This is a genomic window from Mesorhizobium sp. M0293, from assembly GCF_040321735.1.
Classification (GTDB): Bacteria; Pseudomonadota; Alphaproteobacteria; order Rhizobiales; family Rhizobiaceae; genus Mesorhizobium.
Genome location: NZ_JAMYSA010000009.1, coordinates 51,632 through 73,791 on the forward strand (window position 1 = coordinate 51,632; position 22,160 = coordinate 73,791).

Here is a 22,160-nt window from a genome sequence, read left to right on the forward strand (position 1 = left end):
ACTTCATCATGCAGGGCATTCTCTATGAGGAACCCTCGATCTGGCAGTTCTTCTTCGTCACCTGTCTGCTCGGCGGCTGGGCGGCCTGGATGACCGGCAAGGCCAGCGCCCAGACATGGCGCAGCTTTATTCAGCTGTTCGCCTATATGCTGGGCCTCGGGATCGGCATCCGCTTCATCCATCACGCGCTGTTCGGCGGCACGATGTTCTCGCTGCATTACTACATCGTCGACACCATCGTGCTGATGATCCTCGGCTTTGTCGGCTTTCAATACACGCGCACAAACCAGATGGTTACACAGTATAATTGGCTCTACGAAAGAGCTTCAATCTTGAGCTGGAAACCGAAAGGTTGACGTTCATCATTAACGCCGCATCGGAATTGAATCGGCGTGACAAGTGCCTGAAAATCGGCAAACTATGCTTTCTGCGATAAGGGTGGGCATCGCATGAAAGCTTCATCCACGCCCACTCCGTTAATGGGAGCGTTTAAATGAAAAAGTCACTTTTGTCCGCCGTCGCCCTGACCGCGCTTGTCGCGTTCGGTGGTGCCGCGTGGGCTGACGTAATGGTCGGCGTCGCCGGCCCAATCACCGGTCCAAACGCAGCCTTCGGCGCACAGCTGCAGAAGGGTGCCGAAGCGGCTGTCGCCGACATCAACGCGGCAGGCGGCATCAACGGCGAGCAGATCAAGCTCGAGGTTGGCGACGACGTCTCCGATCCGAAGCAGGGCATCTCGGTTGCCAACAAATTCGTCGGCGACGGCGTCAAGTTCGTGGTCGGGCACTTCAACTCGGGCGTCTCGATCCCGGCATCGGAAGTCTATGCGGAAAACGGCATCGTCGAGATCACCCCGGCTGCGACCAACCCGAAGTTCACCGAGCGCGGCCTGTGGAACGTGTTCCGCACCTGCGGACGCGATGACCAGCAGGGCAGCATTGCCGGCGCTTATCTCGCGACCAACTTCAAGGACGCCAAGATCGCCGTCGTCCACGACAAGACCACCTACGGCCAGGGCCTTGCCGACGAAACCAAGAAGGCAATGAACGCCGCCGGCGTGACGGAAGTCATGTACGAAGGCATCAATGTCGGCGACAAGGACTTCTCGGCGCTGATCGCCAAGATGAAGGAAGCCGGCGTCACCATCATCTATTGGGGCGGTCTGCACACCGAAGCCGGCCTGATCATCCGCCAGGCGGCCGACCAGGGCCTGAAGGCGACACTGGTCTCCGGTGACGGCATCGTGTCGAACGAGCTGGCTTCGATCGCGGGTGACGCGGTTGCGGGCACGCTCAACACGTTCGGCCCGGATCCGCGCCTGATCCCCGCCAACAAGGAACTCGTCGAGAAGTTCCGCGCGCAGGGCTTCGAGCCGGAAGCCTACACGCTCTACTCGTACGCAGCCGTGCAGGCGATCGCGGAAGCAGCGACCGCTGCCAAGTCGAACGACCCGCAGGCAGTTGCCAAGGCGCTGCATGAAAACGGCCCGTTCAAGACCGTGCTGGGCGACCTGTCCTATGACGCCAAGGGCGACCCGACGCTGCCCGGCTACGTCATGTACGAATGGAAGAAGGGCGACGACGGCAAGTACACCTACATCCAGAAGATGTAAGCTCGTCAGTCTCGATTTCTACGGAATGCCCGGCGCCGCGCGCCGGGCATTTTTCGTTTGAGCCGGGTCTGCTCCGGAGGGGCCGGCAAGTCGATACGGCCGGGGCCTTTAGCCGGAAAATGATCGCGCGTTGCCGGCAGCGCCGGCGCTTTCCTTGCGTGTTCGACTGAATGCGACCGCCCCTGCCGCAAAGATTCCATTTCAATCGGTTTAAATGCGCGTCAATTTTGTTTGCGCTGCAGCATTTTCACGCTAATCATTGCGCCGATTTCTCTTCCTTCCGTTGCTGGAGCCCAGTCCTTGGCCATCACGAAGATCCTCGTCGCCAACCGGTCCGAAATCGCCATTCGCGTCTTTCGCGCGGCCAACGAACTCGGTCTCAAAACCGTGGCGATCTGGGCAGAGGAGGACAAGTATTCGCTGCACCGCTTCAAGGCCGACGAGAGCTACCAGGTCGGACGCGGGCCGCATCTGACCCGGGACATGGGACCGATCGAAAGCTATCTGTCGATCGAGGAGGTGATCCGCGTCGCCAGGCTTTCGGGTGCCGATGCCATTCATCCCGGCTACGGGCTGTTGTCGGAAAGCCCCGAATTCGCCGACGCCTGTGCCGAGGCCGGCATCACCTTCATCGGGCCGAAGCCGGACACGATGCGGCGGCTCGGCAACAAGGTCGCAGCGCGCAATCTCGCCATCGAGGTCGGCGTGCCGGTGATCCCCGCCACCGATCCGTTGCCGGACGACATGGATGCGGTCAAGAAACTGGCCAAGCAGATCGGCTATCCGGTGATGCTGAAGGCGTCATGGGGCGGCGGCGGCCGCGGCATGCGTGCCATCCGCGCCGAAGCCGACCTTGCCCGTGAAGTCACGGAAGGCAAGCGCGAGGCGAAGGCCGCCTTCGGCAAGGACGAGGTCTATCTCGAAAAGCTGATCGAGCGCGCGCGCCATGTCGAGGTGCAGGTGCTGGGCGACACGCATGGCAATGCCGTGCATCTGTTCGAGCGCGACTGCTCGATCCAGCGCCGCAACCAGAAGGTCGTCGAGCGGGCGCCGGCGCCCTATCTCGAAATGCCGCAGCGCGAGGAGCTTTGCGGCCATGCGCTGAAGATCGCGCGCGAGACCAGCTATATCGGCGCCGGCACGGTAGAGTTCCTGCAGGACGCCGACACCGGCAAATTCTACTTCATCGAGGTCAACCCGCGCATCCAGGTCGAGCACACCGTCACCGAGCAGGTGACCGGCATCGACATCGTCAAGGCGCAGATTCATATCCTCGACGGCTTTGCGATAGGCACGCCGGGATCGGGCGTGCCGGCGCAAAACGACATCAGGCTGAACGGCCACGCCTTGCAGTGCCGCATCACCACGGAAGATCCCGAGCACAATTTCATCCCGGATTACGGCCGCATCACCGCCTATCGCGGCGCGACGGGTTTCGGCATCCGCCTCGATGGCGGCACCGCCTATTCGGGCGCGGTCATCACCCGCTTCTACGATCCGCTGCTGGAGAAGGTGACGGCGTGGGCGCCGACGCCTGCCGAGACCATCGCCCGCATGAACCGGGCGCTGCGCGAATTCCGTATCCGCGGCGTCGCCACCAATCTGACTTTCCTCGAAGCGATCATCAACCACCCGAGCTTCGCCGACAATTCCTACACGACCAAGTTCATCGACACGACGCCGGAGCTGTTCCAGCAGGTCAAGCGCCAGGACCGCGCGACCAAGCTGCTCAACTACCTCGCCGATGTCAGCGTCAACGGCCATCCCGAGACGCGCGGCCGGCCACAGCCGAAGGCCGATGCGGCGGCACCTGTGGTGCCCTACCTCAACGGAAATGTGCCCGTCGGCAGCAAGCAGAAGCTGGATGTGCTGGGCCCGCAGAAATTCGCCGCCTGGATGCGCGACCAGAAAGAGGTGCTGGTCACCGACACGACGATGCGCGACGGCCATCAGTCGCTGCTGGCGACACGCATGCGCACGCATGACATTGCCGGCATCGCCGGTACCTATGCGCGTGCCCTGCCGCAGCTTCTGTCGCTCGAATGCTGGGGCGGCGCCACCTTCGACGTCGCCATGCGCTTCCTCACCGAGGATCCGTGGGAGCGGCTGTCGCTGGTGCGCGAGGCGGCGCCCAATCTGCTGCTGCAGATGCTGCTGCGCGGCGCCAACGGTGTCGGCTACACCAACTATCCCGACAATGTCGTGCAGCATTTCGTCAAACAGGCGGCTGCCGGCGGCATCGACCTGTTCCGGGTGTTCGACTGCCTGAACTGGGTCGAGAACATGCGCGTCGCCATGGATGCGGTCGGTGCCGAGGGCAAGCTGATCGAAGCAGCGATCTGCTATACCGGCGACATCCTCGATCCGGCGCGGGCGAAATACGACCTCAAATACTATGTCGGCCTGGCTAGGGAATTGCAGGCGGCCGGCGCCCACATCATCGCCGTCAAGGACATGGCCGGACTGCTGAAGCCTTCCGCCGCACGCGTGCTGTTCAAGGCGCTGCGCGAGGCGACCGACCTGCCGATCCATTTCCACACCCACGACACGTCGGGCCTGTCGGCGGCGACGGTTTTGGCGGCGGTCGACAGCGGCGTCGATGCCATCGACGCGGCGATGGATTCGCTGTCGGGCAACACCTCGCAGCCATGCCTGGGTTCGATCGTCGAGGCGCTGAAGGGCACCGAACGCGACCCGGGCCTCGATCCGCATTGGATCAGGAAAATCTCGTTCTACTGGGAAGCGGTACGCAACCAGTATGCCGCCTTCGAAAGCGACCTCAAGGGACCGGCCTCGGAAGTCTATCTGCACGAGATGCCGGGCGGACAATTCACCAATCTCAAGGAGCAGGCGCGCTCGCTCGGGCTGGAGACACGCTGGCACGAAGTGGCGCAGACTTATCACGACGTCAATCTGATGTTCGGCGACATCGTCAAGGTGACGCCGTCATCCAAGGTCGTCGGCGACATGGCATTGATGATGGTCAGCCAGGATCTGGCCGTCGCCGATGTCGAAAACCCGGACAGGGATATCGCCTTCCCGGATTCGGTCGTCTCGATGCTGCGCGGCGATCTCGGCCAGTCGCCCGGCGGCTGGCCTGAGAAGCTGCAGAAGAAGGTGCTGAAGGGCGACAAGCCGATCAAGGTGCGGCCTGGCTCGCTGCTCAAGCCGGCGGACCTCAAGGCCAACCGCAAGGAGATCGAGGAGAAGCTCGATCGTAAGCTAAGCGAGTTCGAATTCGCCTCGTGGCTGATGTATCCCAAGGTGTTTACGGATTTCGCCGGCGCGCAGGAGACCTACGGTCCGGTCAGCGTCCTGCCGACGCCGACCTATTTCTACGGCATGAAACCTGAAGACGAAATCTTCGTCGACATCGAGAAGGGCAAGACGCTGGTGGTGCGCTGCCTTGCCATCGGCGATGTCGACGAGAAGGGCATGGTCACCGTGTTCTTCGAACTCAACGGCCAGCCGCGCCGCGTCAAGGTGCCCGACAGGGCCCATGGCGCGTCCGCCGCCAAGGCCCGCCGCAAGGCCGAGCCCGGCAACGAGGCCCATGTCGGCGCGCCGATGCCGGGCGTCGTCTCCGCACTTGCGGTTGCTGCCGGCCAGGCCGTGAAGGCCGGTGACGTGCTGCTCTCCATCGAGGCGATGAAGATGGAGACGGCGCTGCATGCCGAGCGCGACGGCACCATCGCCGAGGTGCTGGTCAAGGCCGGCGACCAGATCGATGCAAAGGATCTGCTGATCGCCTTCGGATAATGCTACCTTCCTGGGGATGGCTGTCCGCATCATGGCGGCAGCCTTTCATGCAGCATCGATAACGGCTTGACCCGCCGCCGCTGGTCGGGCATCGAACCGGCTCAAATTTGCCGCCGTCGTCACCGAGTCGCGGCGCGAAAAACGATGTGGAGAAAAAATGGCCGACGATATCACCGATACCAGCCAGACTGTTGCCGCCGGCCAGCTGCGTGCCTTCATCGAGCGCATAGAGCGGCTCGAGGAAGAGAAGAAGACTATTTCCGACGACATCAAGGAAGTGTTCGCCGAGGCCAAGGGCACCGGCTTCGACACCAAGGCGATGCGCACGATCATCCGGCTGCGCAAGAAGGACCAGGCCGAGCGGCAGGAAGAGGAGACCATCCTCGATCTGTACAAGGCCGCACTGGGCATGGTGTAAGACTAACCGGCCCGGCGCCCAATGCGGTTGCCGGAGAAACGGTTCGGACCATGAGCGAATTCGACTTCGGCGCCCGCCGTGCTTCTGAATTCCGCCAACGCGGTTTCTGGATGCTGTTCGCCGAACGGCATCCGGAAGAAAAGCCTCTGATGGCGAGGCGCGGACCCTGGTTCTGGCAGCGCGGGCTGCCCGATTTCGCATTGGTCCTTTCCATGTATGTCGCGCCGGCACAGAACCATGTCGGCGTCTTTTTCGGCCGCAACGAGAAGTTCGGCGCCACGCAAGCCTGGTCGCGGCTGAAGCCGTTCCAGCCGGCGATCGAAGACAGGCTGAAGCTTAAGCCGGAACAGAGTTGCGAAGGCCTCGGCATCAATTCGATGTGGCGGGTGAACTGTTATGCCGAAGACAATTGGCCGGCGATGACCGATTGGCTGGTGACCGAATGCTCGCGTATCGAGCGCGCGGTGACAGAAGTCCTGGGACAGGGGTAGATATCAGGTGTTGCCAGAAGGCGTCGGATCCTTCTTCCGCTCACGCTGGCAAGGCCTGGTGCCGCTCGACCGGCTGTTCTGGCGCGACCTTGTTCTTGTCGGCACGGCGCTCAACGTCGCATCAGCGGTGGCCGCGATCATCCTGCTTGCGCTGAAGCTGCCGCTTGTGCTGGTTCTGGCGGTGCATTTCGCGCTGGTGCCCTACAACATCTTCCTGACCTTTGCCGTATGGCGAACCACGGAAAAGGCCAGTGGCACCAAAGCTTCATTGATGGCGCTCGGCGCCATATTGTGGCTGATCCTGACGGTCGTGGCCTGAGCGAGTATCGACGGCACCAACCAATTTCACGGACCGCAAACAAAAAAGGGCGGCCGCAGCCGCCCTTCCTATCTATCTAGCGATCGTTTGGCTCAAAGCGCGTCGCGCTTTGAGTTCTATGCATGTCGTTGTCCCAAAACCGCTGCGCACTTTTGGGCGACTTGCGTCAAGCCGCCGGCTCGAATTTCAGCGCCACGCCGTTGATGCAATAGCGCAGGCCAGTCGGCGGCGGGCCGTCTTCGAAGACATGGCCGAGATGGCTGCCGCAGCGGGCGCAGTGGCATTCGGTGCGGACCATGCCGTAGCTGCGGTCGACAGTGTTCTCGACCGAGCCCGGTACCGGGTCGTTGAAGCTCGGCCAGCCGGTGCCGCTCTCGAACTTCAGTTTGGATTCAAACAAAGACTGATCGCAGCCGACGCAGGAAAACGTGCCGGCGCGCTTCTCGTAGAGCAGAGCGCAGCTTCCCGGTCGCTCGGTGCCATGGCCGCGCATGACAGCATATTGCTCCGGCGTCAGCCGGGCGCGCCATTCTGCGTCGGTGCGGGTTACGGGGTAGGTATGGGTGTCCATTCGATCTCCTCAGCCTTGCCGGCTCGTTACTACAGCGCCGCGCGTCCATCGGACGCGCAAAGGACGCTGTAGCGCTTTGGTTTTTGCGCATGATCCTTTCCGAACCGGAGGTTCGGCGTCATGCGCGGATTGCGACTTCATATTCGCACCAAGATAGGCATTTGTTACGGCATTTGCCCGCAATTTCGATGGCGTCTTTATGCGATCGCCGCGAGATAGCGGGCGACCGATGTGGCTAATGCCCCTTTTGCATCCCCGATGACATTCTGGTTCCACCATGCACCGTAGATATGGTCGAACTGGAACGGCTCCAGCGCCGAGGCGATGCGGTGCACGGTGGCAGCATTGAGCGGGATGTAGTTCGGATAGCTGTACATGAAAGAGACATGGCGGCGCGTCGGCGTCACCTGCAAGATATCGCCGGCCAGCAAGACGTCGCCGCCATCGCGTTTCCAGTGCAGCACCTGACCGCCGGCAAAGTGACCGCCGCAGCGAATGAGTGTCAGCGACGGGTTGATGACCAACATCTCGCCTTGCCAACTGACGATCGCCTTGTGCGGCCGCATGATCCACTCACGATCGTCGGCGTGGAGATAAATCGGCACGCCGCCAAACGCCTCGCTCCACTCGACCATCACCGAATAATAGTGGCAGTGCGAGATGGCGATCGCCGTCAGGCCGCCGCGGCGGTTGATTTCGGCCACCGCCTCGTCGGTCACCATCGAAATGCAATCCCACAGCACATTGCCGTGCGGCGTCTGCGCCAGCAGCGCCCGCTGGCCGATGGCGAAGCGCGGTTCGATGCCGAAGGCGAGCACGCCGGTATCGTCCTTCATCACAAGCCGATGTCCGTCAGCGAGTTCCTGCGACGTAATCCACGCTGGGCCTTTCCAGCGCACATACTGGCGCTCATCCTCGCAGATCGGGCAGTGTTCCGGCGGCGCCTCTGTTGCCGCGAACTGGACGCCGCATTGCAGGCAGAGAAAGCAGGTTTCCCGTCGGTCCATTCAATGCTTCCTTGAAAGCTGCTTCGTCGCGCTTTCGAGCCCGGCCAGTGTCATCGGAAACATGCGGCCGCCGAAAATGTCGCGGATCATCGCGATCGAATGGGTGTAACCCCAGTTCTTTTCGGCCTCGGGATTGAGCCACACCGCGTTCGGCCATTGCTGCAGCAGGCGACCGAGCCAGACGGCTCCGGCCTCCGGGTTCCAGTGCTCGACCGAGCCGCCGGGGTGTGCAATCTCGTAGGGGCTCATCGAAGCGTCGCCGACGACGATCACCTTGTAGTCGGGCCCATATTTGTGGAGGAGGTCGAAGGTCGGGACCGTCTCGGCATGCCTGCGGCGATTGTCCTTCCACACGCCCTCGTAGAGGCAGTTGTGGAAATAGAAATATTCGAGCTGGCGGAATTCGGCGCGGGCGGCCGAGAACAGCTCCTCGACGCTTTTGATGTGATCGTCCATCGAGCCGCCGACATCGAAGAACATCAGGAGCTTCACGGCGTTGCGGCGTTCCGGCCGCGTCCGCACGTCGAGATAGCCGTGCTCGGCGGTGGCGTGGATGGTTCCGGGCAGGTCGAACTCCTCCTCGGCACCCTCGCGCACCCAGCGGCGCAGACGCTTCAGCGCGATCTTGATATTGCGGGTGCCGAGCTCGACGGCATCGTCGAAATTCCTGAACTCGCGCTTGTCCCACACCTTCACCGCGCGGCGGTTGCGGCTTTCATGCTGGCCGATGCGCACGCCTTCGGGATTATAGCCATAGGCGCCGAAAGGCGAGGTGCCGTCGGTGCCGATCCATTTCGAGCCGCCCTGGTGGCGGCCGTTCTGCTCCTTGAGCCGCTGCTTCAGCGTCTCCATCAGTTTCTCGAAACCGCCGAGCGCCTCCACCAGCTTTTTCTCTTCGTCGGTCAGGTGCTTTTCTGCGAGGCGGCGCAGCCATTCTTCGGGAATGTTGGCGACATCGACGGCATCCGGCCCGCCCAGTGCTTCGATGCCCTTGAAGACATGCGCGAACACCTGGTCGAAGCGGTCGATATGACGCTCGTCCTTCACCAGTGCCATGCGGGCGAGGTAATAAAAACCTTCGACATCATAGTCGACCAGCCCGGCTTCCAGCCCTTCCAGCAACGACAGATATTCCCGCAGCGAAACGGGAACACGCGCTGCCTTCAGTTCGAGGAAGAAGGGAATGAACATTGTCGGTTATCTGTGGCCCTCGATCTTCTCTCGTGCGGCGCTTGCAATGAATGCGGAACGCGTCAGGCCACGCCGGCCTGCTTCTTCGTCGATCGCCGCCAGAAGACCGGCGTCGAGCGACAGATTGGCTCGGACGGGCCGGCCCGAGTCGATCAGCACCGGGATCATCACGGCGGATTCGCCTGCGGCAGTATCGAGTTCGTCTTGCAGGAGCAATTGCGCCACCGTACGCGAGACCGGTAACTGCAGATGTTTCGTCGCACGTGCTTCGACCCATTCGCGCACGGCGGAAGTGGCATCGGCAATGGCTTCTTCGGGGCTTGCGCCGCCGCCATGGCAGCCGGGAAGATCAGGGACTCGCACCCCCCAGATGTCCTCTGCCCCATCGAGAATTCCAACATAATGCGTCATGCGGTCTGTCCTCAAATCCATGCAGCCAGCCGGGCGATCGACCGGGCGACACCGGGAGATTGTTCACGATGCCTAGGCACGATGATCATCACCTCTGGCCGTTCCGGATGCTCATACTTGTCGTGCTTGCCGCCGCCGACACTTACCCAGCCATCGCGCAAAAGCCTGATGATAATTTCGCGCGTATTGGTCTCGATCAACGGCACTACACACCCAGGTCATGCGCAATATATTGCGCAATGGCGACCATATCAATCTCCCACTTTCTTCACAATAGATCATACTCGATGAAGCCGGTCCGGCGCGCCACATGGTCGTAGAGCTTGCGCGCGGTGGTGTTGGTCTCGTGCGTCATCCAGTAGACGTTCTTGACGCCGATTTTTGCGGCTTCCTGTTTCACCGCCTCGATCAGCGCAGCACCAATGCCCTTGCCGCGCACATCCGGGTCGGCAAACAGATCCTGCAGATAGCAGTTGTTTTTCTCCGACCAGCCGGAGCGGTGGTAGAGATAGTGGGTGAGGCCAACCGCCTTGCCGTCGAGGGTGGCGATGAAGCCCTTGGGCTCGAACTCGCCCGCCGTGAACAGCCGCTTCCAGGTGACGGCGTAGACCTCTTCCGGCAGCTTCGTCTCGTAGAAGGTCAGGTAGTCGGTCCAGAGCCGCCGCCAGTCGGCGTGGTCGGACTGCGCGAGCGGGCGGACAATAATCTCAGACATTTCATCTCCTCCGAAGGTTCTGGCCGAAGCTGCCTCCCAGTTCGGCGGGCGGCAACGGTCCACAGAAGGGAAAGTGCTACTGCTGCCGCCCTATTGCTGCCTTCTGGCCATGAAGGCCAGCCGCTCGAATAGGTGCACGTCCTGTTCGTTCTTCAGCAGCGCCCCATGCAGCTTGGGCAGCGCGTTCTTCGGGTCGGCGCGCAGGTCCTCCGGCGCGATATCGTCGGCGACCAGCAGGCGGATCCAGTCGAGTGCCTCGGAGGTCGACGGCTTCTTCTTCAGCCCCGGCACCTCGCGGATCTCGTAGAACTGGGTGAGGGCCGCCCGCACCAGGTTCTGCTTGATGCCGGGATAGTGGACGTCGACGATTCTGTGCAGCGTGTCGACGTCGGGAAAGCGGATGTAGTGGAAGAAGCAGCGGCGCAGGAAGGCGTCCGGCAATTCCTTCTCGTTGTTGGAGGTGATGATGACGATCGGCCTGACCTCGGCGCGGATGGTTTCGCCGGTCTCGTAGACGAAGAACTCCATCCGATCGAGCTCCTGCAGGAGGTCGTTGGGGAATTCGATGTCGGCCTTGTCGATCTCGTCGATCAAAAGCACGATTTTCCTGCCGGCCGCGAACGCTTCCCAGAGCTTGCCGCGTTTGATGTAGTTCCTGATGTCGTTGAACCTGATATCGCCGAGCTGGCTGTCGCGCAGCCGCGAGACGGCATCATACTCGTAAAGGCCCTGCTGCGCCCTGGTGGTCGACTTGACGTGCCATTCGATGAGGTCGAGGCCAAGTGCTGACGCCACCTGGCGGGCGAGCTCCGTCTTGCCGGTGCCGGGTTCGCCCTTGACCAGCAAGGGCCGTTCCAGCGCGATCGCCGCGTTGACGGCCACCATCAGATCCTTGTCGGCGACATAGGCCGCCGTGCCTTCGAAACGCATTTTTGCTCCTTGGTTGCCATGACAACCGTAAGGAGGCGGACTTGCCAGTGCAAGGCACGGCGGCGAACGGCGCTGAACAGGGGTAGCGGATTCGCAGCGAATAAAGTCGCCGGCCACTCTGTCTCTCTGGCGCTTGCCCGATGAGCAGCCTATATTGGGTGGGACGGTCTGTGCTTCCCGGCAGGAGAACATTTTCCCCGGGGCCTTAACGATCCTTAGGGAGCTGTCCCTGGGAAGACCCCGTGGGTTTTCTCACACGGCGCCCACCTACTTTGTAGGTTCCCGGGATCGCTCTCTCCACCGGTTGTGTGGACCGTCACCCATCGAAAAGGCCATATTTGGCGGATTTCGTCGTCGCGTCGCTTTGTGTGGTGCTCACGAACGAAAAGTTCGCTCCGCTCCTCCAAAACGTCGCTCCTAAAACTCCATCCAAATCTGACCTTTTCTAGCGTCGGCGCATGACATCCTCAAAAGACCTGAAAAAGCAGCTTCGCCGCGAGGCCCTCGGGCGCCGCGACGCGCTCAATGAATTCTGGCGGGTTGAGGTCGCGCTTGAAATGGCCGAGACGGCACGCGATCACCTGCATATCGAGCCGGGGCAGATCGTTTCCGGCTTCTGGCCGATGCGCTCGGAAGTCGACGTCAGGCCGCTGATGTTTGCCTTGCGCGAGAAGGGTGCACGGCTCTGCCTGCCGGCCATTCTCGACAAGACCACGATCGTCTTTCGCGAGCTGGTGCGCGGCGCGCCGATGGTTGAGATGGGTTTCGGCACGGTCGGTCCACATGAGGAGGCCGAGGTGCTCGACCCCTCGGTGATGCTGGTGCCGCTCGCCGCCTTCGATGCGCGCGGCCATCGCATTGGCTACGGCGCCGGCTATTACGACCGCGCCATCGCCGGGCTGATCGACAAGGGACAGCCGCCGCGGCTGATCGGCATCGCCTTTGATTGCCAGGAGGTGGCGCAGGTGCCGGATGAGGATCATGACGTCATCATCGCGGAAATACTCACCGAGAGCGGGTTGCGCCGCTTCGTGCCAAAATTGTAGATAAATGGACGCATGATCTTCCACTGGCGTCATGCAGCTTTTGCTTTGCTGACTTTCGGTGCGGGATCTTATGAGACTTCTCTTCCTCGGTGACATGGTTGGAAAGACGGGACGCACGGCGGTGTGGGAACAACTGCCGGGGCTGATCTCCGATTTCAAACTCGATTTCGTCATCGTCAACGGCGAGAATGCCGCCGGCGGCTTCGGCATCACCGAAGACATCTTCCGCGAGACGATCGCGGCCGGCGCCGATGTCGTCACCACCGGCAACCATGTCTGGGACCAGCGCGACGCGCTGGCCTTCGCGCCGCGCGAAGAACGCTTCCTGCGCCCCTCCAACTTTCCCAAAGGCACGCCCGGGCGCGGCTCCGGCGTCTACATCGCCAGGAGCGGTGCGCGCGTGCTGGTCGCCAACATCATGGGCCGGGTGTTCATGCATCCCGAGCTCGATGACCCGTTCCAGGCCGGCGAACGGGAGCTTGCCGCCTGTCCGCTCGGCGAGCAGGCGGATGCGGTGGTCATCGACTTCCACGCCGAGGCGACGTCTGAAAAAATGTGCTTCGCGCATTTCGTCGATGGCCGCGCCAGCCTCGTCATCGGAACCCACACCCACCAGCCGACCGGCGATCACCAGATCCTCAATGGCGGCACCGGCTATATGTCCGACGCCGGTATGTGCGGCGACTATGATTCCTCGCTCGGCATGGACAAGGAGGAACCGCTCAACCGGTTCCTGTCGAAGGTGCCGAAAGGGCGTTTCGAGGCCGCGACCGGACCGGCGACATTGTGCGGCGTCGGCGTCGATATTTCCGACCGCACCGGACTGACAGAGCGGATCGCGCCGTTTCGTCGCGGGCCACGGCTGGAGGAAACCGCGCCATCCTTCTGGTCGTGACATTGATATAAACGCGCTTAGTACCTAATTGCCGGCGACACTGCTCTAGATCGTTAAAAGAGGGGACGACCTCCATGCAGCTCATCGAATTCCTGGCGCCGCATTTTCAATTCGTGTCCGACCCAACGGCCTGGGTCGCGCTGCTGACGCTGGTGGTGCTGGAGATCGTTCTCGGCATCGACAATCTGATTTTCATCTCGATCCTGACCAACAAGCTGCCGCAAGCGCAAAGGGCCCGCGCCCGCCGCCTCGGCATCTCGGCGGCGCTGATCATGCGGCTGGTGCTGTTGGCCACCATTTCGATCATCGTCCAGCTGACGGCGCCGGTTTTCACGGCCTTCGGTCACGGCTTTTCCTGGCGCGACCTGATCCTGATCGCCGGCGGCCTGTTCCTGGTCTGGAAGGCGACCAAGGAAATCCATCACACGGTCGACCCCGACGACCACAAGGACACGATGCTGGGCGAGACGCTGCAGATCAGTCTTGCCGGGGCGATCTTCCAGATACTGCTGCTCGACCTGGTCTTTTCGATCGATTCGATCATCACCGCCGTCGGCATGACCGACGAAATCGCCATCATGTACATCGCCGTGATCGTCGCGGTCAGCGTGATGATGCTGGCGGCCGGGCCGCTGGCCAACTTCATCGCCAAGAACCCGAGCATCGTCATGCTGGCGCTGGGCTTCCTTTTGATGATCGGCATGACGCTGATCGCCGACGGCATGGGCTACCACGTGCCCAAGGGTTACATTTACGCGGCGATGGGCTTTTCGGCGTTGGTCGAGGGGCTCAACATGCTGGCGCGACGGCGCAAGAAGGCGAAGTCCGGCAGCGGGTACTGAGGAAACTAATTCATCGGCACCCCTTTCGGATGACGGTCGCCGATCAGACCCAGCGTCAGGCCTTGCTCCAGCCACGCCTTGGCGCCGGCCAGCACGAGCGTGAAGCCGCCGGTTGAGCCGACGGCTTCCTTCACCTGCTCGTCGCCATTGCCGGCGAAGCCGAAATTGCGAACCTCGAGAAAGGTCGCATCGCCTGGTATTTCGGTGAAGGTCCAGACCACCGTGGTCGGCGGATCGCTCCATTGCATGACGATCTTCTCGTTCGCGACGATCTCGCTGACATTGACTGTCGTTGAGACGTCGTACATGCGCCACTCCCAGCGAACCACCTTGCCGCTGTCCAGCCGGTCGCTGCCGTGGGTGAACCAGAATTTCGTGGTGATGGCCGGATCGACGATGGCTTCGAACACTTCGGCGACAGGTCGCCGGATCAGCATGCCGGCTTCGGCGGTTGGTGTTTCGCTGATCTCCATCGGATGCTCCTTTCGAGGCTTGGCGCTCACCAGGCGTCGGGTTCGCGCAGCATGTGAACGATGCTGGCAGGGTTGGTTATCCAGCCGCCGCGGAAGCCCTCGCCCAGGGGTTCGATGGCGTCGCAACGCACAACGCCGGCCTTGGCGAAATGATCCGCCGCGGCGGGAAAATCATCGGTGAACAGCTCCAGCCAAACCTCGGCCTGGCTCATCATCGGCGCCTCGTCGATCCACAGACGGTTGGGGCCGAGCTCGAAGCCGATTGCCGGCGCCTTGTCGGTGAACGGCTTCAGGCCGACGACGTCGCGGTAGAAGGCGACCGTCGCCTGATATTGGTGCGGCGGCACCTTCATGGCGATGTTGATGCCGCCGGTGATCTTCGCGGTCATTGCTGGCTCCGTTGTCGTTCAGTTGTTGTTGCTCGCCTTTGCCCAGACTGGTTATGCAAGATTGATCTGCCAGGAGACCCCGAACCTGTCGTTGAGCCAAGCGAAGCGGCGGCTGAAGCCGTAATTGTCGGGCGGCATTAGAAACCCGCCGTCCTTTGCCAGTGTCTCGACAATGCGGTTCAGCTCGTCCTCGGAGGAACAGTCCACATACAGCGAGACCGACGGCGTGAACGTGAAGGCGTGGTGCACGGGGCTGTTGAAGACCATCACTTCCAGGCCGGCGATCGACATGCGCGCCAGCTTGACCGTTCCATCCGGGCCGTCTTCGCCTGGGCCATAGCGTGTGATATCAAGGATGCTGCTGTCCGGAATGGTCTCGCTATAGAGGGCCATTGCCTCTTCGGCCTTGCCTTCGAACATCAGGAATGGCGTAACTTTCGTCATCGCAAGGCCTCCATCTTCCTCTTGGACGCTCAAATTTGGGGTCGCTCAAATATTGGTCTCGTTGGCGGGTTCGCCCTTCATCTCGCTGCGGTAGTAGCCGTCGCGCAGATTGATGCCGTATTCGACATAGGCTTTCATGCAGGCCAGCATCTGCGACCAGCCTTCGCAGTTGAGGTAGGACTTCTTCAAGCCGACAGCACCTTCCTGCCAGCCGCTCTCGGCGATGGTGACGAAGGTGCCGCCATCGTCGAGCGGTTCGAAATTCATCTCGATGCGGGTCTTGTAGGCGGGCTTGCCGTCGGCATCGGTGGCATCCCAGCGCAGCACGATGCGGCTGTCCTTGACCACTTCATCGACCTCGACCGGCACCTTGCCCCACCAGACGACGCCGGCACCGGCTTCCAGCGGGGCGCTGGCGCCGCCGATGGTGGTGAAATAGCCGCTGAGCTTTTTTGGATTGACGACCGCGTCGAAGACTTCGGCGACCGGTTTGCCAATGCGTCCTGAGACACTGAATCCAAGTGACATATCCACAACTCCTTCCCTTGATCGGTTCAATAATATGTTATATAAACATAACATGTCAAGCCGATCGCAAGATGACAATGTTTTCAAGGCGCTGGCGCATCCGCGCCGGCGCGAAATGCTGGACCAGCTGAAGGACACGCCGAAGACGACCGGCATGCTGTGCGATGCGTTTCCCGATATCGACCGCTGCACGGTGATGCTGCATCTCAAGGTGCTGGAGGAGGCCGACCTGATCATCGCGCGGCGCGAGGGACGCGAGCGCTGGAACCATCTCAACGCGCTGCCGATCAAGCAGATCCACGACCGCTGGATCAGCCAGTATGCCGGCCATGCACTCAGCATCATCGACCGGCTGAAGTCGGATCTGGAGGCGTGAGCAACCGCAGCAGACTATGTCGTGTGTCCCATACGCCCTGTGGCTGGACGAATTGAGCCGATTTATCTATAAGCCGGCCATTCCGACAGAGAACGCCGTGCTTCCACGAGTTGCACCTGGGACGCTCTGAAATTTTGAATTCGAGCATTGCGGAAGACGAGGTGAGATCACCCGCTTCGGATGCTCTAGCCGAGAAGACGACAGGGGTGCCATGGCTGGCCATTCACAGTTCAAGAACATCATGCACCGCAAGGGCCGCCAGGATGCGGTGCGGTCGAAAATGTTTTCCAAGCTGGCGCGCGAAATCACCGTCGCCGCCAAGAGCGGGACGCCCGATCCGTCGATGAACCCGCGCCTGCGCCTGGCGATCCAGAACGCCAAGGCGGTGTCGATGCCGAAGGACAACATCCAGCGCGCCGTCAACAAGGCTTCGATGGGCGACGCCGAGAACTACGAAGCCGTGCGCTATGAGGGCTATGGCCCAGGTGGCGTCGCCGTCATCGTCGAGGCCCTGACCGACAACCGCAACCGTTCGGCATCGAACGTGCGCGCCGCCTTCACCAAGGCCGGCGGCGCGATGGGCGAAACCGGCTCGGTGTCGTTCATGTGGGACCGTGCCGGCGAGATCTACTATCCGGCATCGGCCGGCAGCCCTGACAAGATCATGGATGCGGCGATCGAAGCCGGTGCCGACGATGTGGAATCGGATGAAGAGGGCCACACGATCTATTGCGCCTTCGAAAATCTCGGCGAAGTGTCGAAGGCGCTGGAAGGCGCGCTCGGCGAGGCTGAATCGGTGAAGCCGATCTGGCGGCCGCAGAACAATGTTCCGGTCGACGAGGAGCGGGCACAGTCGCTGATGAAGCTGGTCGCCACGCTCGAGGATGACGACGACGTGCAGAGCGTCTACGCCAACTTCGAAGTCGATGACGAGACCATGGCCAAGCTCAGCGCCGCATGAGCGGAACTCAGCCCGGCATGAGCGGAGCTCAGCCTGAGACATAAGCGGAGCTTAGTCTGACATGAGCGAAAAAGCGCTTCCCGCCATCCGCATCACCTATTGCACGCAGTGCCAGTGGCTGCTGCGTGCTGGTTGGATGGCGCAGGAGCTGCTGTCGACCTTCGGCGCGGATCTCGGCGAAGTGACGCTGGTGCCTGGGACCGGCGGCATCTTCACCATTTCCTGCAACGACGCTCTGGTTTGGGACCGCAAGCGCGATGGCGGCTTTCCAGACGCGGCCAAACTCAAGCAGCTTGTGCGCGACGTCATCGATCCGGATCGCGATCTCGGCCATTCGGATCGAAAAACAAAGGCCTGAAGAGCGCCGGCAGCACCGTCACTTACGTCGCAACGCTCCGAAAGCCGCGCCTATGGCGACGCCCATAGCGATGCCGATTGGCAGATCATCCAGAGCGGCGCCGATCGCCGAGCCGACACCAACTCCGATGGCCATGCCGAAGGCCATGTTTGAGTACTGATCCTTCAAAACGCATCTCCCAAACGATCGCCGTGAATTTCTAGTGCGGAGACCACGCGGTCGGTCACCGGTGGCTCCGCCCATTGCCGTCAACGCGCGGCGAACCAGAAGGATGCCAGCGCGGCTACGCCGCTGATGGTGCGGACATGGTTCCACATCACCCATTCATTGAGGTATCGCGACCATAGGCTTGCGCCACTGGCGCTTGCCGGATCGGCGGCGGCAAGTGCATCATTGAGCGGGACGTTGAAGATCATCGTCACCACCACGATGCCGATGAGATAGACCAGGCTGCCGGCAACCAGCCAGAGCGAACCCGGCTGGCTCGAGCCCATCACCGCGCCGATGGCGACAAGGACGCAGATAAGCGCCGTGCCGAACAGGGCGGTCATGAACAGCGGCGTCACGGCCGTCACGTTGATCGAATTCATTGCGGCGATGCCGCCAGCGGCGGGCATGCGGGCGAGGCCGGGCATGACGAAGCTGGAAAACGCAAAGAACACGCCGCCGACGACGCCTGAGCCGATTGCGGCGATGAAGATGAGGGTGGGGAGAAGTTTCGCGATCATCTCAGTTGCTCCAGATGCCTTCTGCATTAAAATGTGACTAATCCTCACATTTGCAAAACGTGATAAACCCTCGTATTTTCCAAGTCAAGCGATTTTTCCGACACTGGAGTTAGCCATGGTAGACACGGCCGCGCGGGTTTCCCCTCAGGAGCAGGTCGCTTCGCCGCGCCGGGCGCCGAGCCAGCGGCGCAGCCGCGAGCGGGTCGGGCGCATGCTGGCCGCCGCTTCGGCGCTGATTGCAGAGCAGGGCAGCGACGCCATGCGCATGGGTGAGGTGGCGGAACGGGCAGGGGTGTCGATCGGCTCGCTCTACCAGTTCTTCCCGGACAAGCGGGCGATCATCTGGGCGCTGGCCGAGCGCTACACCGCCGAGAGCCAGGCCTGCATCTCAGCCGCACTCGCCGGCGTCGACGACGCCGAAGGGCTGGGCCAAGCGTTTTCGGAACTGGTCGATATCTACTACCGGCTGTTCCTGGCGGAGCCGGTGATGCGCGACATCTGGTCGGGCACACAGGCCGACAAGGCGCTGCGCCAGCTCGAGCTCGCCGACAGCCGGGCCAATGCGGAGTTTCTGACCGCGGTGCTCAGGCGCTTGCGCCCCAACGCCGATCCGGTGGAACTCGATACAACGGCGTTCCTGGTCTGGCAGATGGGCGAGGCCGCCATGCGGCTGGCGATCTCCGTCGAGCGGCAGGAGGGCGACAGGCTGGTCGCTGCCTACAAGCGCATGGCGCTCAGGGAACTGGTGGCCGAGTAGAGCCTCGCGTTAGCGGCCGAAATAGTCCCTAAGCATTTCCGCGCGCTCATCCTCTGCGCACATCGCCATGCGACCGAGGTTGAACCGGCCCCGATAAAGCGCGACGACAGCCAATGCGCAATTCACCGTCTCATCATCGGTGGCAGTTGCCAGATCCCGCAATGCCAAATGCACAAATGTTCGCCACGCTGCCTTGTAATGCGGTTCGATCCAAGCAGGGATCGGCGGATTCCGGTCGTCGAGCAGGCGCGCTTCTTCGATGGTTGCGGCCAGACCATAGGCCCCCCAGTAAGCCGGAGCGTGGCCTTCGGAGATGCGAACGATTTCAACCACCGCCGCGTAAGACGCGGCTCCGACATCTCCCTGATGATGCAATTCATTCCAGAGTTCGTCCCAGACCGCCTTGTCGTCATAGCGAAGGGCCAGCGCTCGCAACGCTGGTCGGGGATCATAGACGACCTTGTATCCACCTTTGAGCCCTGACCATCGCTGATCGTTGAGCATAGACATATCGCTCTCCAGGACCGAATGCGTCCCACTACGGCTAGTCGAGGTCAACAAAAAAACCCGCCTCGAGGGCGGGTTTTCTGATCTGCGAAAGGCCGATACGGCTTAAGTTCTTACTCGGTGCAAGTCGTTATCCCAAAAACCGCTTCGCACTTTTGGGCGACATGCCCTTAGAGGCCGAAACCTTCGAAACGCTTCTTGAACTTCGACAGGCGACCGCCGCGGTCGAGCAGGGTCTGCTGGCCGCCAGTCCAGGCCGGGTGGGTGGTCGGGTCGATATCGAGGTTCATCGTATCGCCTTCCTTGCCCCAGGTCGAACGGGTCGCGTATTCGGTGCCGTCGGTCATGACGACCTTGATGGTGTGGTAATCGGGATGGATGTCGGTCTTCATGGTTCGGTTCCTGGCTTGCCGGCGCTGCTGACGGGCATAAGCCTGCGTCGATGCGCCCCTTTTTAAAACTCGAAGCCGCAGCTATTGAAGAGCCACGGCTTCTAAAACGGTCGGCGAGCCTATACATCAGCCGGAATTGAATCACAAGGCCGCGGCAAGCGCATATTGAGGCGCAGACCCCAAGGGCGGCTAGAGGAAACATCGGGATGGCGCAAATCAGCAGCGCAGACGAGCGCCGGCGCTCGCTCAAGCCGCTCAGGCGCCTGTTTCCGTATATAACGCGCTACCGCACGCTGGTTGTCGGCGCCATCATCTCACTGGTCATTGCCGCGGCAACCACGCTGGCGCTGCCGCTGGCGGTGCGACGCATGATCGATCATGGGTTTTCGTCGTCCAGCACCACCTTCATCGCTGAATATTTCGCCGCACTGGTGGCGATGGCCGCCCTGCTGGCGGCGGCCTCGGCCGGCCGCTACTATTTCGTCATCACGCTCGGCGAGCGCGTCGTCGCCGACATCCGCCGCGATGTCTTTGCCCATGTGACGACACTGTCGCCTTCCTTCTTCGACACTGCCCAGTCGGGCGAGATCGTGTCGCGGCTCGCCGCCGCCACGACGCAGGTCAAGTCCGCGGTCGGGGCGACGGCCTCGGTGGCGCTGCGCAATGTCATCCTCGGTCTCGGCGCGGTGGGGATGATGGTCATCACCAGCCCGAAACTGTCTGGCCTCGTCATTGCCGCTATTCCCGTGATCGTGCTACCGCTGGTCGCCTTCGGCCGTTCGGTGCGCGCCAAGTCCCGGCAGGCGCAGGATACGCTTGCCGACGCGACCGCCTATGCCAGCGAGCAGATCGGCGCGGTGCGCACCTTGCAGGCCTTCACCAACGAGAAGCTGGTCACCGGCCATTTCTCGGCCGCGGTGGAAGCCGCTTTCGAGGCGGCGCGCTCCTCGATCTTCGCGCGCTCCTTCCTCACCTTCTTCGCCATTTTCACCATCTTTTCGTCCGTCGTGGCGGTGTTGTGGTTCGGCTCGCGCGGCGTGCTCGAAGGCTCGATATCGCCGGGCACGCTCGGTCAGTTCCTGCTTTATTCGGTGTTCGCCGCCGGCGCGCTGGGCGCCCTATCGGAAGTGTGGGGCGAGCTTGCGCAAGCGGCGGGTGCCGCCGAACGGCTGACCGAGATCCTGGCCGAGAACCCAGCGATCCAGGCGCCTGCCGACCCGAAGCCACTGCCGGCGGTCGCCAAGGGCGCGATCGTCTTCGACAACGTCTCCTTCTCCTATCCGGCAAGGCCCGACCGGGCCGCCGTGCACGGCTTGAGCTTTCAGGTCATGCCCGGCGAGACCGTGGCGATCGTCGGGCCGTCAGGGGCCGGCAAGAGCACGGTCTTTTCGCTGATCCTGCGCTTCTACGATCCCGAAACCGGCAAGATCCTGATCGACGGCGTCGACGTGCGCGAGGCCGATCCCGTTTCGGTGCGCGAGCGCATCGCCATCGTGCCGCAGGACGTCACCATCTTTGCGGCCACCGCGCGCGATAATATCGGCTTTGGCCGGCCGGGCGCCAGCAGGGCTGAGATCGAGACGGCGGCGAAGGATGCGCTGGCCAATGAATTCATCCTGAGGCTGGAAAAGGGCTATGACAGCCAGGTCGGCGAGCGCGGTGTGACGCTGTCCGGCGGCCAACGCCAGCGTGTGGCGATCGCCCGCGCCATTCTGCGCGACGCGCCGATCCTGCTGCTCGATGAGGCTACCTCGGCGCTCGACGCCGAAAGCGAGACGCTGGTGCAGATGGCGCTGGAGCGCCTGATGCAGGGCCGAACCACCATCGTCATCGCGCACCGTCTGGCAACGGTGCTGAAAGCCGACAGGATCCTGGTCATGGATGGCGGCTCGATCGTCGAGGAAGGCACGCATCAGAGCCTGGTCGCCAAGGGTGGCATTTATGCGCGCCTGGCCAAGCTGCAATTCGAAACCGGCGCCAGTGCCTTCAGAGGCGCGGCGGAGTAGCCAGAACCATCTGTGCTCCTGACGTACCGACCAC

The 22,160-nt window shown here is 62.1% G+C and carries 29 protein-coding genes and 1 other RNA gene; 15 read left to right on the forward strand and 15 right to left on the reverse strand.

Features of this window, described 5'->3' with window-relative positions:
• Window positions 1-8 precede the first annotated feature (8 nt).
• The 6 genes from NKJ06_RS05975 to NKJ06_RS06000 all read left to right on the forward strand — a co-directional run bounded on the left by NKJ06_RS05975 (window position 9) and on the right by NKJ06_RS06000 (window position 6,599).
• Window positions 9-356, forward strand: a complete 348-nt coding sequence (locus NKJ06_RS05975; RefSeq protein ID WP_352631958.1) for a DUF6867 family protein — start codon at window positions 9-11, stop codon at window positions 354-356.
• 137 nt (window positions 357-493) lie between these two features.
• Entirely contained in the window at window positions 494-1,612 is a 1,119-nt protein-coding gene (locus tag NKJ06_RS05980; RefSeq protein WP_352631960.1) for a branched-chain amino acid ABC transporter substrate-binding protein, read from the forward strand.
• Window positions 1,613-1,912: 300 nt separating this feature from the next.
• Entirely contained in the window at window positions 1,913-5,371 is a 3,459-nt protein-coding gene (gene pyc / locus NKJ06_RS05985; RefSeq protein WP_352631962.1) for a pyruvate carboxylase, read from the forward strand.
• 157 nt (window positions 5,372-5,528) lie between these two features.
• The gene (locus NKJ06_RS05990; protein ID WP_013529099.1) at window positions 5,529-5,789 is read left to right on the forward strand and encodes a DUF2312 domain-containing protein; all 261 of its coding nucleotides are present in this window, start codon (window positions 5,529-5,531) and stop codon (window positions 5,787-5,789) included.
• A gap of 50 nt (window positions 5,790-5,839) precedes the next feature.
• Window positions 5,840-6,280 carry a hypothetical protein gene (locus NKJ06_RS05995; RefSeq protein WP_352631964.1) on the forward strand — a complete coding sequence of 147 codons (441 nt, stop codon included), beginning with the start codon at window positions 5,840-5,842 and terminating at the stop codon, window positions 6,278-6,280.
• Between the two features lie 7 nt (window positions 6,281-6,287).
• Window positions 6,288-6,599, forward strand: a complete 312-nt coding sequence (locus tag NKJ06_RS06000) for a hypothetical protein (RefSeq protein ID WP_352631966.1) — start codon at window positions 6,288-6,290, stop codon at window positions 6,597-6,599.
• Window positions 6,600-6,765: 166 nt separating this feature from the next.
• On the opposite strand, the gene msrB is transcribed toward NKJ06_RS06000, so the two are convergent.
• The 7 genes from msrB to NKJ06_RS06035 form a co-directional block, all read right to left on the reverse strand.
• A complete protein-coding gene (gene msrB / locus NKJ06_RS06005; protein ID WP_352631968.1) occupies window positions 6,766-7,170 on the reverse strand; it encodes a peptide-methionine (R)-S-oxide reductase MsrB in 405 nt (134 codons plus the stop codon).
• Between the two features lie 197 nt (window positions 7,171-7,367).
• Window positions 7,368-8,177, reverse strand: coding sequence for an MBL fold metallo-hydrolase (locus NKJ06_RS06010; RefSeq protein WP_352631970.1), 810 nt, complete (start codon window positions 8,175-8,177; stop codon window positions 7,368-7,370).
• On the reverse strand, window positions 8,178-9,368 hold the full coding sequence (locus tag NKJ06_RS06015) for a vWA domain-containing protein (RefSeq protein WP_352631971.1): 1,191 nt from the start codon (window positions 9,366-9,368) through the stop codon (window positions 8,178-8,180).
• Window positions 9,369-9,374: 6 nt separating this feature from the next.
• Window positions 9,375-9,779: a type II toxin-antitoxin system HicB family antitoxin gene (locus NKJ06_RS06020; protein ID WP_023758609.1), complete on the reverse strand. Its 405-nt coding sequence runs from the start codon at window positions 9,777-9,779 to the stop codon at window positions 9,375-9,377.
• 11 nt (window positions 9,780-9,790) lie between these two features.
• Window positions 9,791-9,979 carry a type II toxin-antitoxin system HicA family toxin gene (locus tag NKJ06_RS06025; RefSeq protein ID WP_352631972.1) on the reverse strand — a complete coding sequence of 63 codons (189 nt, stop codon included), beginning with the start codon at window positions 9,977-9,979 and terminating at the stop codon, window positions 9,791-9,793.
• A 68-nt stretch (window positions 9,980-10,047) separates the two neighbouring features.
• A complete protein-coding gene (locus tag NKJ06_RS06030; protein WP_352631973.1) occupies window positions 10,048-10,494 on the reverse strand; it encodes a GNAT family N-acetyltransferase in 447 nt (148 codons plus the stop codon).
• Window positions 10,495-10,584: 90 nt separating this feature from the next.
• Window positions 10,585-11,424: an AAA family ATPase gene (locus NKJ06_RS06035; protein WP_352631974.1), complete on the reverse strand. Its 840-nt coding sequence runs from the start codon at window positions 11,422-11,424 to the stop codon at window positions 10,585-10,587.
• Window positions 11,425-11,586: 162 nt separating this feature from the next.
• Here NKJ06_RS06035 and ssrS point away from each other — a divergent pair.
• From ssrS to NKJ06_RS06055, 4 genes are all read left to right on the forward strand, one after another.
• A non-coding RNA gene (gene ssrS / locus NKJ06_RS06040) (6S RNA) lies at window positions 11,587-11,743 on the forward strand.
• A gap of 139 nt (window positions 11,744-11,882) precedes the next feature.
• Window positions 11,883-12,470 carry a 5-formyltetrahydrofolate cyclo-ligase gene (locus NKJ06_RS06045; protein WP_352631976.1) on the forward strand — a complete coding sequence of 196 codons (588 nt, stop codon included), beginning with the start codon at window positions 11,883-11,885 and terminating at the stop codon, window positions 12,468-12,470.
• 70 nt (window positions 12,471-12,540) lie between these two features.
• Window positions 12,541-13,365 carry a TIGR00282 family metallophosphoesterase gene (locus NKJ06_RS06050; RefSeq protein ID WP_352631978.1) on the forward strand — a complete coding sequence of 275 codons (825 nt, stop codon included), beginning with the start codon at window positions 12,541-12,543 and terminating at the stop codon, window positions 13,363-13,365.
• A gap of 74 nt (window positions 13,366-13,439) precedes the next feature.
• A complete protein-coding gene (locus tag NKJ06_RS06055; protein ID WP_352631980.1) occupies window positions 13,440-14,207 on the forward strand; it encodes a TerC family protein in 768 nt (255 codons plus the stop codon).
• Window positions 14,208-14,212: 5 nt separating this feature from the next.
• Here the strand turns inward: NKJ06_RS06055 and NKJ06_RS06060 are convergent, their stop codons facing one another.
• Genes NKJ06_RS06060 through NKJ06_RS06075 form a run of 4 tightly spaced genes read right to left on the reverse strand, consistent with a single transcriptional unit; the run spans window position 14,213 to window position 16,041 of the window.
• Window positions 14,213-14,680, reverse strand: coding sequence for an SRPBCC family protein (locus NKJ06_RS06060; protein ID WP_352809360.1), 468 nt, complete (start codon window positions 14,678-14,680; stop codon window positions 14,213-14,215).
• A gap of 26 nt (window positions 14,681-14,706) precedes the next feature.
• Window positions 14,707-15,069 (reverse strand): VOC family protein, encoded by a 363-nt coding sequence (locus NKJ06_RS06065; RefSeq protein WP_352631983.1) that lies wholly within the window; start codon window positions 15,067-15,069, stop codon window positions 14,707-14,709.
• A gap of 51 nt (window positions 15,070-15,120) precedes the next feature.
• Window positions 15,121-15,513 (reverse strand): VOC family protein, encoded by a 393-nt coding sequence (locus NKJ06_RS06070; RefSeq protein WP_352631985.1) that lies wholly within the window; start codon window positions 15,511-15,513, stop codon window positions 15,121-15,123.
• 45 nt (window positions 15,514-15,558) lie between these two features.
• Window positions 15,559-16,041 (reverse strand): SRPBCC domain-containing protein, encoded by a 483-nt coding sequence (locus NKJ06_RS06075; protein ID WP_352631987.1) that lies wholly within the window; start codon window positions 16,039-16,041, stop codon window positions 15,559-15,561.
• 52 nt (window positions 16,042-16,093) lie between these two features.
• Here NKJ06_RS06075 and NKJ06_RS06080 point away from each other — a divergent pair, with 52 nt between their 5' ends.
• The 3 genes from NKJ06_RS06080 (at window position 16,094) to NKJ06_RS06090 (ending at window position 17,736) form a co-directional block, all read left to right on the forward strand.
• The gene (locus NKJ06_RS06080; protein ID WP_352631989.1) at window positions 16,094-16,417 is read left to right on the forward strand and encodes an ArsR/SmtB family transcription factor; all 324 of its coding nucleotides are present in this window, start codon (window positions 16,094-16,096) and stop codon (window positions 16,415-16,417) included.
• A 211-nt stretch (window positions 16,418-16,628) separates the two neighbouring features.
• Complete coding sequence (locus tag NKJ06_RS06085) at window positions 16,629-17,378, forward strand: YebC/PmpR family DNA-binding transcriptional regulator (protein WP_352631991.1); 750 nt, start codon at window positions 16,629-16,631, stop codon at window positions 17,376-17,378.
• A gap of 61 nt (window positions 17,379-17,439) precedes the next feature.
• Window positions 17,440-17,736, forward strand: a complete 297-nt coding sequence (locus NKJ06_RS06090; RefSeq protein ID WP_352631993.1) for an Rdx family protein — start codon at window positions 17,440-17,442, stop codon at window positions 17,734-17,736.
• 18 nt (window positions 17,737-17,754) lie between these two features.
• Here NKJ06_RS06090 and NKJ06_RS06095 read toward each other — a convergent pair whose 3' ends face one another.
• A complete protein-coding gene (locus tag NKJ06_RS06095) occupies window positions 17,755-17,904 on the reverse strand; it encodes a glycine zipper domain-containing protein (RefSeq protein ID WP_352632071.1) in 150 nt (49 codons plus the stop codon).
• A gap of 80 nt (window positions 17,905-17,984) precedes the next feature.
• Window positions 17,985-18,464, reverse strand: coding sequence for an anthrone oxygenase family protein (locus tag NKJ06_RS06100; protein WP_352631995.1), 480 nt, complete (start codon window positions 18,462-18,464; stop codon window positions 17,985-17,987).
• A 115-nt stretch (window positions 18,465-18,579) separates the two neighbouring features.
• On the opposite strand from NKJ06_RS06100, the gene NKJ06_RS06105 reads away from it, so the two are divergent.
• Entirely contained in the window at window positions 18,580-19,221 is a 642-nt protein-coding gene (locus tag NKJ06_RS06105; protein WP_352631997.1) for a TetR/AcrR family transcriptional regulator, read from the forward strand.
• Between the two features lie 9 nt (window positions 19,222-19,230).
• Here NKJ06_RS06105 and NKJ06_RS06110 read toward each other — a convergent pair whose 3' ends face one another.
• Both NKJ06_RS06110 and rpmE read right to left on the reverse strand, forming a co-directional pair.
• Entirely contained in the window at window positions 19,231-19,731 is a 501-nt protein-coding gene (locus NKJ06_RS06110; protein ID WP_352631999.1) for a hypothetical protein, read from the reverse strand.
• Window positions 19,732-19,898: 167 nt separating this feature from the next.
• Window positions 19,899-20,120, reverse strand: a complete 222-nt coding sequence (gene rpmE, locus NKJ06_RS06115) for a 50S ribosomal protein L31 (RefSeq protein WP_352632001.1) — start codon at window positions 20,118-20,120, stop codon at window positions 19,899-19,901.
• A 206-nt stretch (window positions 20,121-20,326) separates the two neighbouring features.
• Between rpmE and NKJ06_RS06120 the strand changes: the two genes are divergently transcribed.
• The gene (locus tag NKJ06_RS06120; protein ID WP_352809365.1) at window positions 20,327-22,126 is read left to right on the forward strand and encodes an ABC transporter transmembrane domain-containing protein; all 1,800 of its coding nucleotides are present in this window, start codon (window positions 20,327-20,329) and stop codon (window positions 22,124-22,126) included.
• Window positions 22,127-22,160: the final 34 nt, after the last annotated feature.

What these genes read in the sequence shown, in the direction of transcription:
- NKJ06_RS05975 (WP_352631958.1), top strand. Translation starts at nt 9, where the DNA reads ATGCAGGGCATTCTCTATGAGGAACCCTCGATCTGGCAGTTCTTCTTC.
- NKJ06_RS06035 (WP_352631974.1), bottom strand. Translation starts at nt 11,424, where the DNA reads ATGCGTTTCGAAGGCACGGCGGCCTATGTCGCCGACAAGGATCTGATG.
- NKJ06_RS06090 (WP_352631993.1), top strand. Translation starts at nt 17,440, where the DNA reads ATGAGCGAAAAAGCGCTTCCCGCCATCCGCATCACCTATTGCACGCAG.
- rpmE (WP_352632001.1), bottom strand. Translation starts at nt 20,120, where the DNA reads ATGAAGACCGACATCCATCCCGATTACCACACCATCAAGGTCGTCATG.
- NKJ06_RS06065 (WP_352631983.1), bottom strand. Translation starts at nt 15,069, where the DNA reads ATGACCGCGAAGATCACCGGCGGCATCAACATCGCCATGAAGGTGCCG.
- NKJ06_RS06080 (WP_352631989.1), top strand. Translation starts at nt 16,094, where the DNA reads ATGTCAAGCCGATCGCAAGATGACAATGTTTTCAAGGCGCTGGCGCAT.
- NKJ06_RS06100 (WP_352631995.1), bottom strand. Translation starts at nt 18,464, where the DNA reads ATGATCGCGAAACTTCTCCCCACCCTCATCTTCATCGCCGCAATCGGC.
- NKJ06_RS06110 (WP_352631999.1), bottom strand. Translation starts at nt 19,731, where the DNA reads ATGTCTATGCTCAACGATCAGCGATGGTCAGGGCTCAAAGGTGGATAC.
- NKJ06_RS06020 (WP_023758609.1), bottom strand. Translation starts at nt 9,779, where the DNA reads ATGACGCATTATGTTGGAATTCTCGATGGGGCAGAGGACATCTGGGGG.
- NKJ06_RS06105 (WP_352631997.1), top strand. Translation starts at nt 18,580, where the DNA reads ATGGTAGACACGGCCGCGCGGGTTTCCCCTCAGGAGCAGGTCGCTTCG.
- NKJ06_RS06070 (WP_352631985.1), bottom strand. Translation starts at nt 15,513, where the DNA reads ATGACGAAAGTTACGCCATTCCTGATGTTCGAAGGCAAGGCCGAAGAG.
- NKJ06_RS06055 (WP_352631980.1), top strand. Translation starts at nt 13,440, where the DNA reads ATGCAGCTCATCGAATTCCTGGCGCCGCATTTTCAATTCGTGTCCGAC.
- NKJ06_RS06010 (WP_352631970.1), bottom strand. Translation starts at nt 8,177, where the DNA reads ATGGACCGACGGGAAACCTGCTTTCTCTGCCTGCAATGCGGCGTCCAG.
- NKJ06_RS06075 (WP_352631987.1), bottom strand. Translation starts at nt 16,041, where the DNA reads ATGTCACTTGGATTCAGTGTCTCAGGACGCATTGGCAAACCGGTCGCC.
- NKJ06_RS05995 (WP_352631964.1), top strand. Translation starts at nt 5,840, where the DNA reads ATGAGCGAATTCGACTTCGGCGCCCGCCGTGCTTCTGAATTCCGCCAA.
- NKJ06_RS05990 (WP_013529099.1), top strand. Translation starts at nt 5,529, where the DNA reads ATGGCCGACGATATCACCGATACCAGCCAGACTGTTGCCGCCGGCCAG.
- NKJ06_RS06015 (WP_352631971.1), bottom strand. Translation starts at nt 9,368, where the DNA reads ATGTTCATTCCCTTCTTCCTCGAACTGAAGGCAGCGCGTGTTCCCGTT.
- NKJ06_RS06030 (WP_352631973.1), bottom strand. Translation starts at nt 10,494, where the DNA reads ATGTCTGAGATTATTGTCCGCCCGCTCGCGCAGTCCGACCACGCCGAC.
- NKJ06_RS06045 (WP_352631976.1), top strand. Translation starts at nt 11,883, where the DNA reads ATGACATCCTCAAAAGACCTGAAAAAGCAGCTTCGCCGCGAGGCCCTC.
- NKJ06_RS06120 (WP_352809365.1), top strand. Translation starts at nt 20,327, where the DNA reads ATGGCGCAAATCAGCAGCGCAGACGAGCGCCGGCGCTCGCTCAAGCCG.
- NKJ06_RS05980 (WP_352631960.1), top strand. Translation starts at nt 494, where the DNA reads ATGAAAAAGTCACTTTTGTCCGCCGTCGCCCTGACCGCGCTTGTCGCG.
- NKJ06_RS06060 (WP_352809360.1), bottom strand. Translation starts at nt 14,680, where the DNA reads ATGGAGATCAGCGAAACACCAACCGCCGAAGCCGGCATGCTGATCCGG.
- msrB (WP_352631968.1), bottom strand. Translation starts at nt 7,170, where the DNA reads ATGGACACCCATACCTACCCCGTAACCCGCACCGACGCAGAATGGCGC.
- NKJ06_RS06050 (WP_352631978.1), top strand. Translation starts at nt 12,541, where the DNA reads ATGAGACTTCTCTTCCTCGGTGACATGGTTGGAAAGACGGGACGCACG.
- NKJ06_RS06085 (WP_352631991.1), top strand. Translation starts at nt 16,629, where the DNA reads ATGGCTGGCCATTCACAGTTCAAGAACATCATGCACCGCAAGGGCCGC.